The 13347-nt window shown below is 65.1% G+C and carries 10 protein-coding genes; 5 read left to right on the top strand and 5 right to left on the bottom strand.

Translation table 11 applies throughout. The features are described from left to right. Positions 1–172: 172 nt before the first annotated feature. Positions 173–511: a YkvA family protein gene (locus tag KHO49_RS27390; RefSeq protein ID WP_102864425.1), complete on the top strand. Its 339-nt coding sequence runs from the start codon at positions 173–175 to the stop codon at positions 509–511. A gap of 75 nt (positions 512–586) precedes the next feature. Here KHO49_RS27390 and KHO49_RS27385 read toward each other — a convergent pair whose 3' ends face one another. Continuing rightward, entirely contained in the window at positions 587–1603 is a 1017-nt protein-coding gene (locus KHO49_RS27385) for a PDDEXK nuclease domain-containing protein (protein WP_213666194.1), read from the bottom strand. Between the two features lie 123 nt (positions 1604–1726). Next, complete coding sequence (locus KHO49_RS27380; protein ID WP_170004963.1) at positions 1727–2137, bottom strand: PA0061/PA0062 family lipoprotein; 411 nt, start codon at positions 2135–2137, stop codon at positions 1727–1729. 230 nt (positions 2138–2367) lie between these two features. Here KHO49_RS27380 and KHO49_RS27375 point away from each other — a divergent pair, with 230 nt between their 5' ends. From KHO49_RS27375 to KHO49_RS27360, 4 genes are all read left to right on the top strand, one after another. Continuing rightward, positions 2368–5589 (top strand): efflux RND transporter permease subunit, encoded by a 3222-nt coding sequence (locus KHO49_RS27375; RefSeq protein ID WP_213666193.1) that lies wholly within the window; start codon positions 2368–2370, stop codon positions 5587–5589. After that, complete coding sequence (locus KHO49_RS27370; RefSeq protein ID WP_213666192.1) at positions 5579–6745, top strand: efflux RND transporter periplasmic adaptor subunit; 1167 nt, start codon at positions 5579–5581, stop codon at positions 6743–6745. Before KHO49_RS27375 ends, KHO49_RS27370 begins: the two co-directional genes overlap by 11 nt. Further along, on the top strand, positions 6729–8141 hold the full coding sequence (locus KHO49_RS27365) for an efflux transporter outer membrane subunit (RefSeq protein WP_213666191.1): 1413 nt from the start codon (positions 6729–6731) through the stop codon (positions 8139–8141). Before KHO49_RS27370 ends, KHO49_RS27365 begins: the two co-directional genes overlap by 17 nt. Before the next feature lie 1187 nt (positions 8142–9328). After that, positions 9329–9601: a hypothetical protein gene (locus KHO49_RS27360; RefSeq protein WP_213666190.1), complete on the top strand. Its 273-nt coding sequence runs from the start codon at positions 9329–9331 to the stop codon at positions 9599–9601. A gap of 83 nt (positions 9602–9684) precedes the next feature. Here KHO49_RS27360 and msrA read toward each other — a convergent pair whose 3' ends face one another. Genes msrA through KHO49_RS27345 form a run of 3 tightly spaced genes read right to left on the bottom strand, consistent with a single transcriptional unit; the run spans position 9685 to position 13255 of the window. Beyond that, positions 9685–10134 carry a peptide-methionine (S)-S-oxide reductase MsrA gene (gene msrA, locus KHO49_RS27355; RefSeq protein ID WP_213666189.1) on the bottom strand — a complete coding sequence of 150 codons (450 nt, stop codon included), beginning with the start codon at positions 10132–10134 and terminating at the stop codon, positions 9685–9687. Beyond that, positions 10131–11186, bottom strand: a complete 1056-nt coding sequence (locus KHO49_RS27350) for an ABC transporter substrate-binding protein (RefSeq protein WP_213666188.1) — start codon at positions 11184–11186, stop codon at positions 10131–10133. Before KHO49_RS27350 ends, msrA begins: the two co-directional genes overlap by 4 nt. After that, entirely contained in the window at positions 11183–13255 is a 2073-nt protein-coding gene (locus tag KHO49_RS27345) for an ATP-binding cassette domain-containing protein (protein ID WP_213666187.1), read from the bottom strand. The genes KHO49_RS27350 and KHO49_RS27345 overlap by 4 nt, the downstream gene beginning before the upstream one ends. Between the last annotated feature and the right edge of the window lie 92 nt (positions 13256–13347).

Here is a 13347-nt window from a genome sequence, read left to right as displayed (position 1 = left end):
GCAGGCTCTCGCTGGCACCGCTGACCTGACAGAGGATTGATGACGCCGTCACCGGCCTCTTCGGCTGCAAGCCTGCTCCTGCCTGGGAAACGGCCAGGGAAATATTGGCCTCTGCCGGTCAGGGGCGCGGGCGGCGACGATGGCCAGGACCTGTATCTCCCAGGAGTGCGCCATGTCCACCACCCAATCCCTTGAACTCTGTCTCTGGCGCAAGATCGGCCGCTACGCCTCGCGCATCGGCCGGACCTTGATCCAAAAAGCCCTGTGGCTCTACTACGCAGCGCAACGACCACAAACCCCAATCTGGGCCAAGACCACCATCTACGCTGCCCTGGGTTACTTCATACTGCCGCTGGACATGGTCCCCGACCTGCTTCCCGGGGCCGGATACACCGATGACCTTGGGCTGCTGGCCGGTTCAGTGGTGGCTGTGGCTGCGCATATCAACGCCGAGGTCCGGGAACAAGCCAGCGCACGCCTGGCGGACTGGTTCGGCAGTGAGCCGGAATGAGCCGAAGGTCGGCGCCAGGGTGCGCATAGGACTCAGCAAGGCGGTGCAGAACCCAGGACACAATGGCCGTTCGACTCACCGCGTCTGGGTGTCCAGGGCATAAAACTCCTGCAGCTTGGCCTGCAGCAGCTTCTTGTCCGGCAGTTGGGTCCGGTACTCGGCGATCAACGCCGGCGACAGTGAACGGTTGAGGGCATATTCCACCACCTCGTCATGCTTGCTCGCACAGAGCAACACGCCCAGCGCCGGGTTTTCATGGGGTTTGCGCACCTGGCGGTCCAGGGCCTCCAGGTAGAAGTCCAGCTTGCCCAGGTACTCCGGTTCGAAGCGCCCGACCTTGAGTTCAACGGCCACCAGGCAATTCAACCCACGATGGAACAGCAGCAGATCCAGGGCAAAATCGCGCCCGCCGACCTGCAGGGGATAGCCAGAAGCGACAAAGCAGAAGTCGCGCCCCATCTCGATCAGAAAATCCTTGAGCTGGCGCACCAGCCCCTGGTGCAGATCGGCTTCATCATGCCCCTGGGCCAGGCCGAGAAACTCCACCATGTAGGCATCCTTGAAGACCTTCAGGGCCTCGGGACGGGCCTGTCTCAAGGTAGCCGAGGCGCTTGCCGGGCGGGTCAGCGTGCGTTCGAACAGGGCGGACTTGATCTGTCGTTCCAGTTCTCGGGTCGACCACTGTTCCTGAATGGCCATGCGCAGGTAAAACTCGCGCTCTTGAGCGCATTTACCTTGCGCAAGAATGATCAGGTTCTGGGTCCAGGGTAATTGTGTCAGCACTGCTGACACTTTCTCCTGCCCTCGATAGACCTCATAGAATTGACGCATGCGGAACAGGTTACGCCGGGTAAACCCCCGTAGCCCCGGCTGCTGCCGCGCCAGGTAATCCGCCAATTGCTGGACCACGCCATCGCCCCATTCCGCCGCCTCGAGCTTGCGGCTGATATAGGCGCCGACCTGCCAGTACAGCTCCACCAGTTCAGTGTTCACCGCCCGCACCGCCCGCTGCCGTGCGGCGGTGATCATTAGAGCCACTTCATTGAATGCCACCTCGGTGGAGGTGACGGCCGCTTGCGCCTCTTGCTTCATGACGAACGCCCGGTTGCCTGGATAAAGGCCTCCATCATCACCCGGCTCACCGTGCCGCTATAGTCGGCCCCGTCTCTTTAGCTTGAGCGAAACGTCCTTGTTTCAGTGACGCAAACCGCCCCGTCAGCCTGGCATGCAGGCAAAGCCATGGGTGCTGGCCACCTGCTTGCCCTTGGCGTCATACAAGCGAACCGACACCTCGGTCCCCAGGCTCGACTCCACCAGTTTGTAGTGTTCACCGGCCTTGAAGCCGCTATAGCTGATATGGCCATTGCAGTCTTGCTGATTGGAGTCGCCGACGCTCTCTTCAAACAAGGTCACGTCCAGGCGATGGGCGCCGGGCTTGACCTCAAAATAACGCCCATCGTCGACCTTCTTCCCGTCCACCCGTTCGGCCATCAGGTCGTTGGGCGCCTCTTCCTGCAGGCCAATCCAGGCCTGGCTGGGGTCGGGCTGGGGCATCGGCCCGGCGCAGGCGCTGAGCAAGCAGGCAAGCCCCAGGACGGGAATCAGCAACAGCGGTTTGAGTGTCATGAAAACGTACCTCGCCAATAACAGAAATGAGTGCGACGCCAGTCCAGGACAACCGACTGCGTCGATGCCCATCAAGGGTGTCGAGGCGTCGGTACGAGTACAAATGAATCCCAGTGAAAGGAATTTCAGGCCTTACCTAAAACTTCCTTCACCTGGCTGAAAGCCGCGTGTTAGGTGGGTCGCTGCAGGCTGCCGAGGTTTGCAATCCCACTCCCTCGGAGGTTTTCGGCATGCTCGGGCTGGTCAAGACCGCACTGCTCAAGCCCTACACGTTCATCGTGCTGGCGATATTCATCTGCATCATCGGGCCCCTGGCGGCCCTGCGTACCCCCACCGACGTGTTCCCCGATATCGGCATCCCGGTGGTGGCGGTGGTCTGGCAATACAACGGCCTGTCGCCGGATGCCATGGCCGGGCGGGTGATCTACACCTACGAGCGCTCCCTGAGCACCACGGTCAATGACATCCAGCACATCGAGTCGCAGTCGCTGCCGGGCATGGGCATCGTCAAGATCTTCTTCCAGCCCGGAGTGGATATCCGCACCGCCAACGCCCAGGTGACCGCGGTGTCACAAACCGTGCTCAAGCAGATGCCACCGGGCATCACCCCGCCGCTGATCCTCAACTACAGCGCCTCGACGGTGCCGATCCTGCAACTGGCCTTTTCCAGCCCGACCCTGTCGGAGGCGAAGATCCGCGACCTGGTACAGAACAACATCCGCCTGCCCCTGAGCGCCCTGCCGGGGCTGGCCATGCCCACCCCCATGGGCGGCAAACAACGGCAGATCACCCTCGACCTGGACCCGCAAGCCCTGGCCGCCAAAGGCCTGTCGGCCCAGGACGTGGGCAATGCCCTGGCGGCGCAGAACCAGATCATCCCGGTGGGCACCGCCAAGCTCGGCCGCGATGAATACACGGTGCTGCTGAACAACAGCCCCACCGCCATCGAGGAGCTCAACGACCTGCCGATCAAGACCGTGGACGGCGCGCTGATCACCATCGGCCAGGTGGCCCACGTACGCGACGGTTCGCCGCCGCAGACCAATATCGTGCGGGTCGACGGACGCCGCGCGGTGCTGATGCCGGCGCTGAAGAACGGCAATATTTCGACCCTGTCGATCGTCGATGGCATCCGCCAGATGCTGCCGCGCATCAACGAAACCCTGCCGCCGGCGCTGAAGACTTCGCTGCTGGGGGACGCCTCGGTGTTCGTCAAGCAGTCGGTGGGCAGCGTGGCCCGGGAAGGCATCATCGCCGCCCTGCTGACCAGCGCGATGATCCTGCTGTTCCTCGGCAGCTGGCGCTCAACACTGATCATCGCCGCCTCGATTCCCCTGGCGGTGCTCTCGGCCATTGCCCTGCTGGCGGCCAGCGGCCAGACCCTCAACGTCATGACCCTGGGCGGGCTGGCCCTGGCGGTGGGGATTCTGGTGGACGACGCCACCGTGACCATCGAGAACATCAACTGGCACCTGGAACAGGGCAAGGCGGTCAAGGACGCAATCCTCGACGGCGCCAAGCAGATCGTCGGCCCGGCCTTCGTCTCGCTGCTGTGCATCTGCATCGTCTTCGTGCCGATGTTCCTGTTGCAGGGCATCGCCGGCTACCTGTTCCGGCCCATGGCCCTGGCGGTGATCTTCGCCATGGCCAGCTCGTTCATCCTCTCGCGGACCCTGGTGCCCACCCTGGCCCTGTACCTGCTCAAGCCCCATGTGCCGGAAGCGGGTCCCGGGCATCACCCGGAAGACGCCTTCATCAACCATCACGAGGGCGAACAACACGCCAAGCCGCGCAACACGCTGGTACGCGGGCTACTGGCGTTCCAACAGGGTTTCGAGGCGCGTTTCTCCAACGTGCGCGACACCTACCACGGCCTGCTGCACCTGGCCCTGGGGCGGCGCAAGACCTTCATCCTCGGCTTCCTCGCCTGTGTGCTGGCTTCCTTCGCCCTGCTGCCGAGCCTGGGCCAGGACTTCTTCCCCGCCACCGACGCCGGCGCCCTGGCCCTGCACGTGCGCCTGCCCCTGGGCACGCGGATCGAGGAAAGCGCGGCGGCCTTCGACCGCATCGAAGCGCGGATTCGCGAAGTGATCCCGGCCGAGCAACTGGACAGCATCATCGACAACATCGGCATCCCCCTGAGCGGCATCGACATGGCCTACAGCAACAGCGGCACCATCGGGCCCCAGGACGGTGATATCCAGGTCACCCTCAAGCCCGGCCACGCCCCCAGCGCCGACTACGTGAAACAGCTGCGTGAAGCCTTGCCGGAAAGCTTCCCCGGCAGCCAGTTCGCCTTCCTGCCGGCGGACATCAGCAGCCAGATCCTCAACTTCGGCGCCCCGGCCCCGCTGGACGTGAAAATCTCCGGGCCCGATGACGCGGCCAACCGCGCCTTCGCCCTGGAACTGCAACGGCGCCTCAAACATGTGCCGGGCATCGCCGACCTGCGCCTCCAGCAGTCCACCGGCTACCCCTCCTTGCAGGTCAAGGTCGACCGCCTGCGGGCCAACGGCCTGGGGATCACCGAACGCGACGTGACCAACAGCATGGTGGCGTCCTTGGCCGGCAGCTCCCAGGTGGCGCCGACCTTCTGGCTCAACCCGAAGAACGGCGTGTCCTATTCCATCGTCGCCGCCACCCCGCAGTACCGCCTGGGCAGCCTGCCGGCCCTGGAAGCGCTGCCGGTCACCGGTAGCAATGGCCAGTCGCAGATTCTCGGCGGCCTGGCGGACATCTCCCGCGTCGAGAGCCCGGCGGTGGTCAGCCACTACAACATCCAGCCCACACTGGACCTGTACGCCAACGTCCAGGGCCGCGACCTAGGCGCCGTGGCTCACGACATGCAAAAAGTCCTGGACGACGCCGCGGCCCTGCGGCCCAAGGGCGCCACGGTCAGCCTGCACGGGCAGATCGACGCCCTGCATGAAGCCTTCAGCGGCTTGAGCCTGGGCCTGCTGGGGGCGGTGGTGCTGATCTACCTGCTGATCGTGGTCAACTTCCAGTCCTGGGTCGATCCGTTCGTGATCATCACCGCGCTGCCGGCGGCCCTGGCCGGGATCGTCTGGATGCTGTTCTTGAGCGGCACCTCGCTGTCGGTGCCGGCGCTGACCGGGGCCATCCTGTGCATGGGGGTGGCCACCGCCAACTCGATCCTGGTGGTGAGTTTTTGCCGTGAGCGCCTGGCGGAACACGGCGATGCCCTCAAGGCCGCCCTGGAAGCCGGCTACACGCGTTTTCGCCCGGTGTGCATGACTGCCCTGGCGATGATCATCGGCATGCTGCCCCTGGCCCTGTCCGAGGAACAGAACGCCCCTCTGGGGCGCGCGGTGATCGGCGGGCTGCTCCTCGCCACCGTGGCCACCCTGATCTTTGTCCCCGTGGTCTTCAGCCTGGTCCACGGCCGCCGTCCCCAATCCGCTGTTGCTGGAGAAAACACCCATGTCGCCTGATCACACCCCTTCGCGCAAACGCCTGATGCTGCTGGGCATCGGCAGCCTGAGCCTGGCCGCGCTGCTGGTGGCCAACGGCCTGGCCGCGCGCACCCGGCATGAACGGGCCGTGGCCGCCTGGACCGAAACCGCCGCCGTGCCGCAAGTGCTGGTGTTGCAACCACAACCGAATGTGCTGGGCGACACCCTGCGCCTGCCGGCGCACCTGGAGGCCTGGAGCAAGGCGCCGATCCACGCCCGGGTCAGCGGCTACCTCAAGGACTGGAGCCAGGACATAGGCGCCAAGGTGGCCGCCGGGCAAGTGCTGGCCCATATCGACAGCCCCGACCTGGACCAGCAAGTGGCCCAGGCCCGGGCGCGGATGATCCAGCAGCAAGCCAATGCCCGGCTGGCCCAGACCACCGCCGAACGCTGGCAGCACCTGTTGGCCAGCCACTCGGTATCGCGCCAGGAAGCCGACGAAAAGACCTCCAACGCAGCCGCCGCCAAAGCCAATGCCGACGCGGCCGCCGCCGACTACGCACGGCTCTCGGCGCTGGAAGACTACAAGACCATTCGTGCGCCATTCGCCGGCACCCTCACCGCCCGCCACACCGATATCGGCCAGTTGATCAAGGCCGACAACGACAGCGACCCGGAGCTGTTCGACCTGGCGGACACCCACAAACTGCGGCTCTACGTGCCGATTCCGCAGAACTACGCCAGCGTGATCCGCCCTGGACTGGTGGCGCAGTTGAGCGTGCCGGAACATCCCGGCCAGCACTTCAGCGCGCAACTGCTGGGCGACTCCACCGCCATCGACCCACGCTCCGGCACCCTGCTGGCACAGTTCGTCGCCGCCAACCCCGACGGCGCCCTGATGCCCGGCGACTATGCCGAAGCCACGCTGGCGATTCCCGCCGACACCCACGGTGTGAGCATCCCCGCCAGCGCCCTGATCTTCCGCGCCCAGGGCACCCAGGTGGCGGTGATCGACAGTGCAAAACGCGTGCACCTGCGCAGCATCCATATTGGCCTGGACCTGGGGGAACGGCTGGTGATCGACCAGGGCCTGCAAGCCACAGATCACGTCATCGACAACCCGCCGGACGCCCTGCGCGAAGGCGACCTTGTGCAACTGGCAGACGCGGGAGGCGAACATGCGCCAAAGGCTTAAACCTATCGCCGCCCTGCTGTTGCTGGCCCTGCACGGCTGCTCCCTGGCCCCCCACTACCAGGTGCCGCCCATCGACCTGCCGCAGCACTATCGCGAACAGAGCGCCGACGGCCCCTGGCACCCGGCCGCCGCGCCCCAGGGGATCGCCGAGCACTGGTGGCGGCTGTACCAGGACCCGCAGTTGGATGACCTGCAACAACGCCTGCTCCGAGCCAACCCGGATCTGGCGGCGGCCCTGGCCCACTACGACGCTGCCCAGGCCTACGCCAGCCAACTGCATGCCGGGCTGTTCCCGCAGATCAGCGCCAGCGCCCAACCGCTGCGCCAGCGCCAGTCGGACAGCCGCCCCCTGCGCGGCAGCACGCAACCGTCGATCTACAACAGCAACACCGCCGGTTTTGCCCTGAACTTCGACCTCGACCTCTGGGGCCGGCTTCGCAATCAAGCCGCAGCCGGCGATGCACAGGCACAGGCTTCCGGCGACGACCTGGCGGCGGCGCGCCTGAGCCTGCAAAAGCAACTGGCCATGCTCTATGTGCAGCTCAATGGCCTGGATGCCCAGAGCCGAATCTTGAGCCGTTCCCTGGAAGATTACGCCCAGGCCTTGCAACTGACCCGCGACCGTTATCAAGGGCAGATCGCCTCGCAACTGGACCTGACCCGGGCCCAGAGCCAACTGGCCAGCGCCGAAGCGGAATTGGACGAAGTACGCGCCCAACGCAACCTCACTGAACACGCGATTGGCGAACTGGTGGGGGAACCGGCCAGCCGGTTCAGCCTCGCACCCTCGACGCAACTGCTGAGCCTGCCGGACATTCCCCAGCAACTGCCCAGTACCTTGCTGCAACGAAGACCGGACATTGCCGCCGCCGAACGCCGGGTGTATGCCGCCAATGCCGGAATAGGCATCGCCCGCGCCGCTTGGTACCCGGATTTCAGCCTGACCGGGATGCTCGGCGGGCAGACCCAAGGCGTGGGCAATCTGTTGGCGGCGGGTAATCGCTATTGGGCCTTGGGGCCGTTGGTGAACCTGCCGATTTTTGATGGCGGGCGGCTGAGCGCCAATGAGCGACAGGCCCATGCCGAGTTTGAAGAGGCCGCCGCGCATTACCGTGGGCAGGTGCTGCGTGCGGTTCGGGAGGTGGAGGACAACCTGGGGCAACTGCGGGATTTGCGCCAGGAGGCGCTGGATCAGCAGGCGGCGGTGAATGCGGCGCTGCATACCCAGACCTTGGCCATGAACAGCTATCAGGCCGGGGCGGTGAGTTATCTGGATGTGGTGACGGCGCAGACCGCGGCCTTGCAGGCGCAACGGGGGTTGCAGGCGGTGCAGACCAGGGAGTTGCAGGCGAGTGTGGGATTGGTGGTGGCGTTGGGTGGGGGGTGGAGAGGGTGAGTTTTTAGGGGGCGGGGACATATCCATTGCTGCGGGGGCGGCGGATATTGGTTCCGCTCTTACAGCGGCTCACTTTTGAAGAGCGCAAAAGTAAGCAAAACGCTCTGCCCCTCCACTCGGTGCCTCGCCTAGGCTCGGCATGCCCTCACTCCGGCATTGATCCGTGGGCCGCCGCCACCGGCCATCCATGGCCGGGTGGCGGCTAACCCGGCATCCCTGCCGGGTTACCCACGGCTCAATGCCTGCGTTCGGCCATCGTGGTTAACGGGGCTAACAGATCAAGATCAAAAGCCAGAGCAAGATCAAAATCTGACGGCGGCCTGCCGGCCGGCCTGTTTCATTGCCGTTCGCGTTAATGTAGCCGCTGCCGAAGGCTGCGACCGGCTCCGCAGGAGACGCTAAACCTGCCTCCCCGATATTCCTGACATATCGCGTCGCCTGGTTTCGCAGCCTTCGGCAGCGGCTACAAAGAGCCAGCCTGCGCACCTTGGCTTTTGCTCTTGCTTTTGCTCTTGCTTTTGCTCTTGCTTTTGATCTTCCGGCCCCTTCCCAGCCGGCCGAGCGTAGGCGTTGCGTAGGGGGCAGCTCGGCATGGATGCCGAGCTAGCCGCCACCCCGCCATGGATGGCCGGTTGGCGGCGGGCCCCCGGAGCAATGCCGAAGCGAGGGAACCCCGAGCCCCAGCGAGGGGCCCATGGAGGGGCAAGCGTTTTTGGTTCCTTTTTAGGCGTTTGTAAAAAGGGACTCGCCGTAAGGGCGAAACCCTAAGTGGACATGACCGCAGCAACGGATATGTACCCCGTCCCCCGACATAAAGGCGAAACCTCCAGCCGCCACACCCGCAGCAACCGATATGCCCCCCACCAAAACCAGCCACCAACACCACGAAACAAGCGCTCAAACATCTCCCCAACCACCCTGTTGCAGCGCTATGACGTCGCTCCTATAGTCCCCCCTCGCAACCCAATCCGCGAGCGACCTTGGCCGGTCGAATATAGGAACGCATCGACTATCAAACCATCATTGCAGTCGCTTTTTGCGCCAGTGATCGAGGGACATGACGGTGATGCGCGGGACACCTTCTGGTGCACTGCTGTCCTGTCTCCGGCCAGTCTTTCCGCGTACCACCGCCCTATTCCTCCCAATCAGCGAAAAAGGTGACTGCTCTGAAAAAAGGAGCCGCACCTATGACTGACCATCACCTCCCCCGCTTCACCCCCATCGACACCCACGACACCGAACACCCGGTGTTCTACCTCGACACCGACGCCCCCTTGAGCGACCTGGCCAGCAGCGCCGCCCACCGTTTCACCGTGGTCCGCGACCTGATGGACAGCCTCTCCACCCTGGGGCTGAAAGACATCAGCGGTTGCGACCTGACCCGCATCACCCGTGGCGTGCACCTGCTCACCCGCGAAGGCTGCGCGGTGCTGGAAGTGATTCAGTGGAGGGTTACGTAGGAGCCGGCTGCCGGCGAAGGCGGTCTTACGGGCCTCTTCGCTGGCAAGCCAGCTCCTACAAAAGCCTGCGTACCTGCAAACGATCAGATGTGGCAACTGCTCAGGCCATTCTTCTCCAGGTAACGCTGGTGCGCTTCATCCGCCAGGTCGAAACGGCCCAGAGGCACGATCACCGTGGCCACGGGTTTGTTGAGGCGGCCAGAGTCTTGCAGGGCGGCCTTGGCCGCCCTCGCCTGCTCGGCCTGCACAGCGTTGGTGTGGAAAATCGCCGAGCGATATTTCACCCCGCCATGCTCACCCTGACGATCCACCGAGGTCGGATCATGCAGATCCCAAAAGTGTTCGATCAGGCTGGTATACGCCAGCACCTGCGGGTCGAAATCCACCTGCACCACTTCAATCTGCAAGGCTTCGTCCGCCGCTTCCACGGCGTAGCCGACGCGGCTGTCCACTACCCCAGGCAAGGCCCGGAACGCGGCTTCCGCGCCCCAGAAACACCCGGCGCCGAAGGTCGCTTGTTCAAGCCAACTCATTGAGCCACCCCGACCTTTTCACCGCTGGCGCCCAGCCAGCCATCAACGATCTGCGGATGCGCCGCGACCCATTCCTTGGCCGCCTGCGCCGCCGGTTGCTGTTCCTTTTCGATCTTGAGAATCAGGTCGTTCAGGGCCTGAGGCTCGATGCTGAAGTTCTCCAGAAACGCGGCGATCCGTGGTGCGCGTTTTTGCAGGGCGCTGGACGCCAGGACATACACCCGTGCATCCGGGTAAGCGCAGGTGATCTTGCTCTTGCTCAGCCAGTCGGCATCCACCGTCGGGCTGATGAACTTCCAGCAGCCGTCGGGCTTGTACAGCGGATCGCCCTTCTTGTTGTCCTGGGCGTAGCCGTCGAACGCCGGTTCATCCAGGCGGCGCAGGTCGAAGGCGGAGAAGATCCAGTCCGGGGTGTAGGCGTAGAACACCACGCCGCGCTGGGCCTTGTAGGCGGCGGCGAGCTTGGCGTAGGTCACCGAGGCTTCGGTGGACACCGATTCGAATTGGTCGGCAAAGCCAAAATCCTTGGCCTTGATCTGGCCGATGTAGGTCGACTCCCAGCCCGCCGGGCCCACCAGCAGTTGGGCCTTGCCGCCGCCCAGGGGTTCGAAGAGTTTGGCCACTTCAGGCTTTTGCAGGTCGTAGACCGATTTCACGCCGTATTTGTCTTGCAGGTAGCCGGGAATGTAGAAGCCCTGCACCCCCAGGTACGGCTGCTTGTTGGGCACCAGCGAGCGAGTGCCGCCAGTGACGTATTTGGCCCAGGCGGCGGACTGGTTGGGCAGCCAGATATCGGTCAGCACGTCCACCGAGCCGTCGCCCTTGGCAGCGGCGGCGAACAGCACCGGCACGTCACCGGCCAGGTAGGAAACCTCGCCGTCGAGGCGGCTTTTGATCACTTCGCCAAGGATGTTCTGGATGGCGATGGCGCCGGTCCAGTTCTGCTCGCCAATGACGATCTTGTCCTTGGCCAGCACCGGCAGGGACAAACCCAACAACAGCGCGGCGGCGCCAAGGGTACGAGTAAACGACTTGTTCAAGGGACACCTCATGATTGATGCAATGTGCGATCCCGCTGGCGCAGGGTCGCTTGAATGATGCGGTCGGGAATCAGCGCGCAGAACACGATCGCGGCGCCGGCCAACATGCCCTCGCCGCCTTTGATGTTGCGCAGCGCGGTCATCACGTCGTAGCCCAGGCCGCCGGCGCCGATCAGCGCCGCCACCACCACCATCGACAGGCTCATCACCAGGGTCTGGTTGATCCCCAGTAGCAAGGAGCCCGCAGCCAGGGGCAGTTCGACCTTGGTCAGGATCTGCCACGGCGTAGCGCCGTGGGCCAGGGCCGCTTCGACGGCGGTCTTGGGCACTTCCTGAATCCCCAGGGCGGTGAGGCGGATCATCGGCGCCAGGGCGAAGATCACCGTGGCGATCACCGCCGGGGTCTTGCCCACCGAGAAGAACGCCACCGCCGGAATCAGGTACACGAAGGTCGGCAGGGTCTGCATCACGTCCAAGAGCGGAGTGATCAGGCGCCGGGCCAGGGCGCGCTTGGCCAGGAGGATGCCGGCGGGCACACCGATCAACAGCGAGATCAGCACCGAGGAACCCACCAGGGCCAGGGTGGCGATGGTCCGTTCCCAGAAACCGAACAGGCCGATGTAGAGCAAGGCCGCGGCGCTGGTCAGGGCCAGGGCGGCACCGGCGCTGCGCCAGGCCAGCAGCACCAGGGCCAGGGCCGGCACCGGCCAGGGCAGCCAGCCCAGCAGGCTTTCGGTGCTGTCGATCACCGTGCGCACGGCGACTATCACGCCGACGAAGGTGCTTTCGAACGTCACCTGGGACCAGGCAATCAGTTGGTCGATGGCTGCGGCGGTGCCCAGCAGCGCTTGGCGGTCGGCAGGAAACTGCAGCCAGGGGCCCGAGGCATCAGCGGCCAGTACCCGCCACAGCACCAGGGCCTGGCACAGCAGCAACACCAACCACGGCAGGTGCCAGTCGGAACGGCCCAGGCGGCTGGGGCGGCGGGCCAGGGCCAGGCTCAACAGGCGGCTGAGCAGCATGCCGATGAGCGCCAAGCCGGCCCAAGCGAAACTGGCCGTGGCCAGCCCTTGCCCCAAGGCTGCGGCCGCACCCAATTCCAGGGCAAAGCCCAGCCAATACAGGCCACCGCGACCACTGGCGGCCAGGGCGGCGGGCCCCAGCAGCAGGGCCTGGGCCGAGGACAGCCCGGAACTGACCGGTGCCGGTGCCGCCACAGCGTTACTCGGTGCAATCGCCACCACCGGCGTGGCACTGCGGGCGCCGTGCTCCTGGAAGAAGTCCGCCACCTCGGCATCCGCCGGTTGCTTCAGCAGTTCCTCGGGCGTACCGACCTGAATCAACTGGCCGTGGCGCAACACGGCGATGCGGTCCGCCAGGCGCAGGGCTTCGGCCGGGTCGTGGGTCACCAGCAAGGTGCTGATGCCGCGCTCGCGCACCACCCGCAGAAAGTGGCTTTGCAGGTCACGGCGAATGGTCGGGTCCAGGGCGCTGAAGGGTTCGTCCATCAACAGGATGTCCGGCTCGCTGACCAGGGCCCGGGCCAGCCCGACCCGCTGCTGCATCCCGCCGGACAGTTCATGGGGATAGTGATCGCCCCAGCCTTCAAGGCCCATGGCCTGCAGTTGCACGTCGGCCGCGGCGTGGCGCAGGGCCTCGGGTTCGCCGCGCAGCTCCAGGGGCAAGGCGACGTTGTCGCGCACGCTGCGGTGGGGCAGCAGGCCGAAGTGCTGGAACACCATGCCGATGCGCCGCGAACGCAGGGTACGCAGCTCCTTGGCCGAAAGCTGGCTGATGGCCGAACCGTCGATCAGCACTTCGCCGCTGCTGGGCTCGATCAACCGGTTGATATGGCGCAGCAAGGTGGACTTGCCGCTGCCGGAGGTGCCCATCAGGCACAGCACTTCGCCACGGCGCACCTTGAGGCTGACCTGCTGCACCGCAGGCGGAGCGGACTGGCCACGGCGGCGGGCGTAGTGCTTGGTCAGGTGGCGTAATTCCAGCACCACGTCGGCGTTATCCGCGGGCGGGCTGACGGAGGCTGGGACGGCAAAGGCCTCTTGGGGGTGAACGGCAGACACGGGAACTCCTGACGCCGGGCGCGGGATGGCGTAGCCGGCGGTGAACAAGAAAAAGGGGGACCTGTTCGCCGGCAAGCCGGCTCCTACAAGCG

The sequence above is a fragment of the Pseudomonas sp. RC4D1 genome (assembly GCF_018390395.1).
Lineage (GTDB): Bacteria > Pseudomonadota > Gammaproteobacteria > Pseudomonadales > Pseudomonadaceae > Aquipseudomonas > Aquipseudomonas danubii.
The sequence above is the reverse complement of the archived record's forward strand: the minus strand, read 5'-3'. Positions and strand labels throughout refer to the sequence as shown.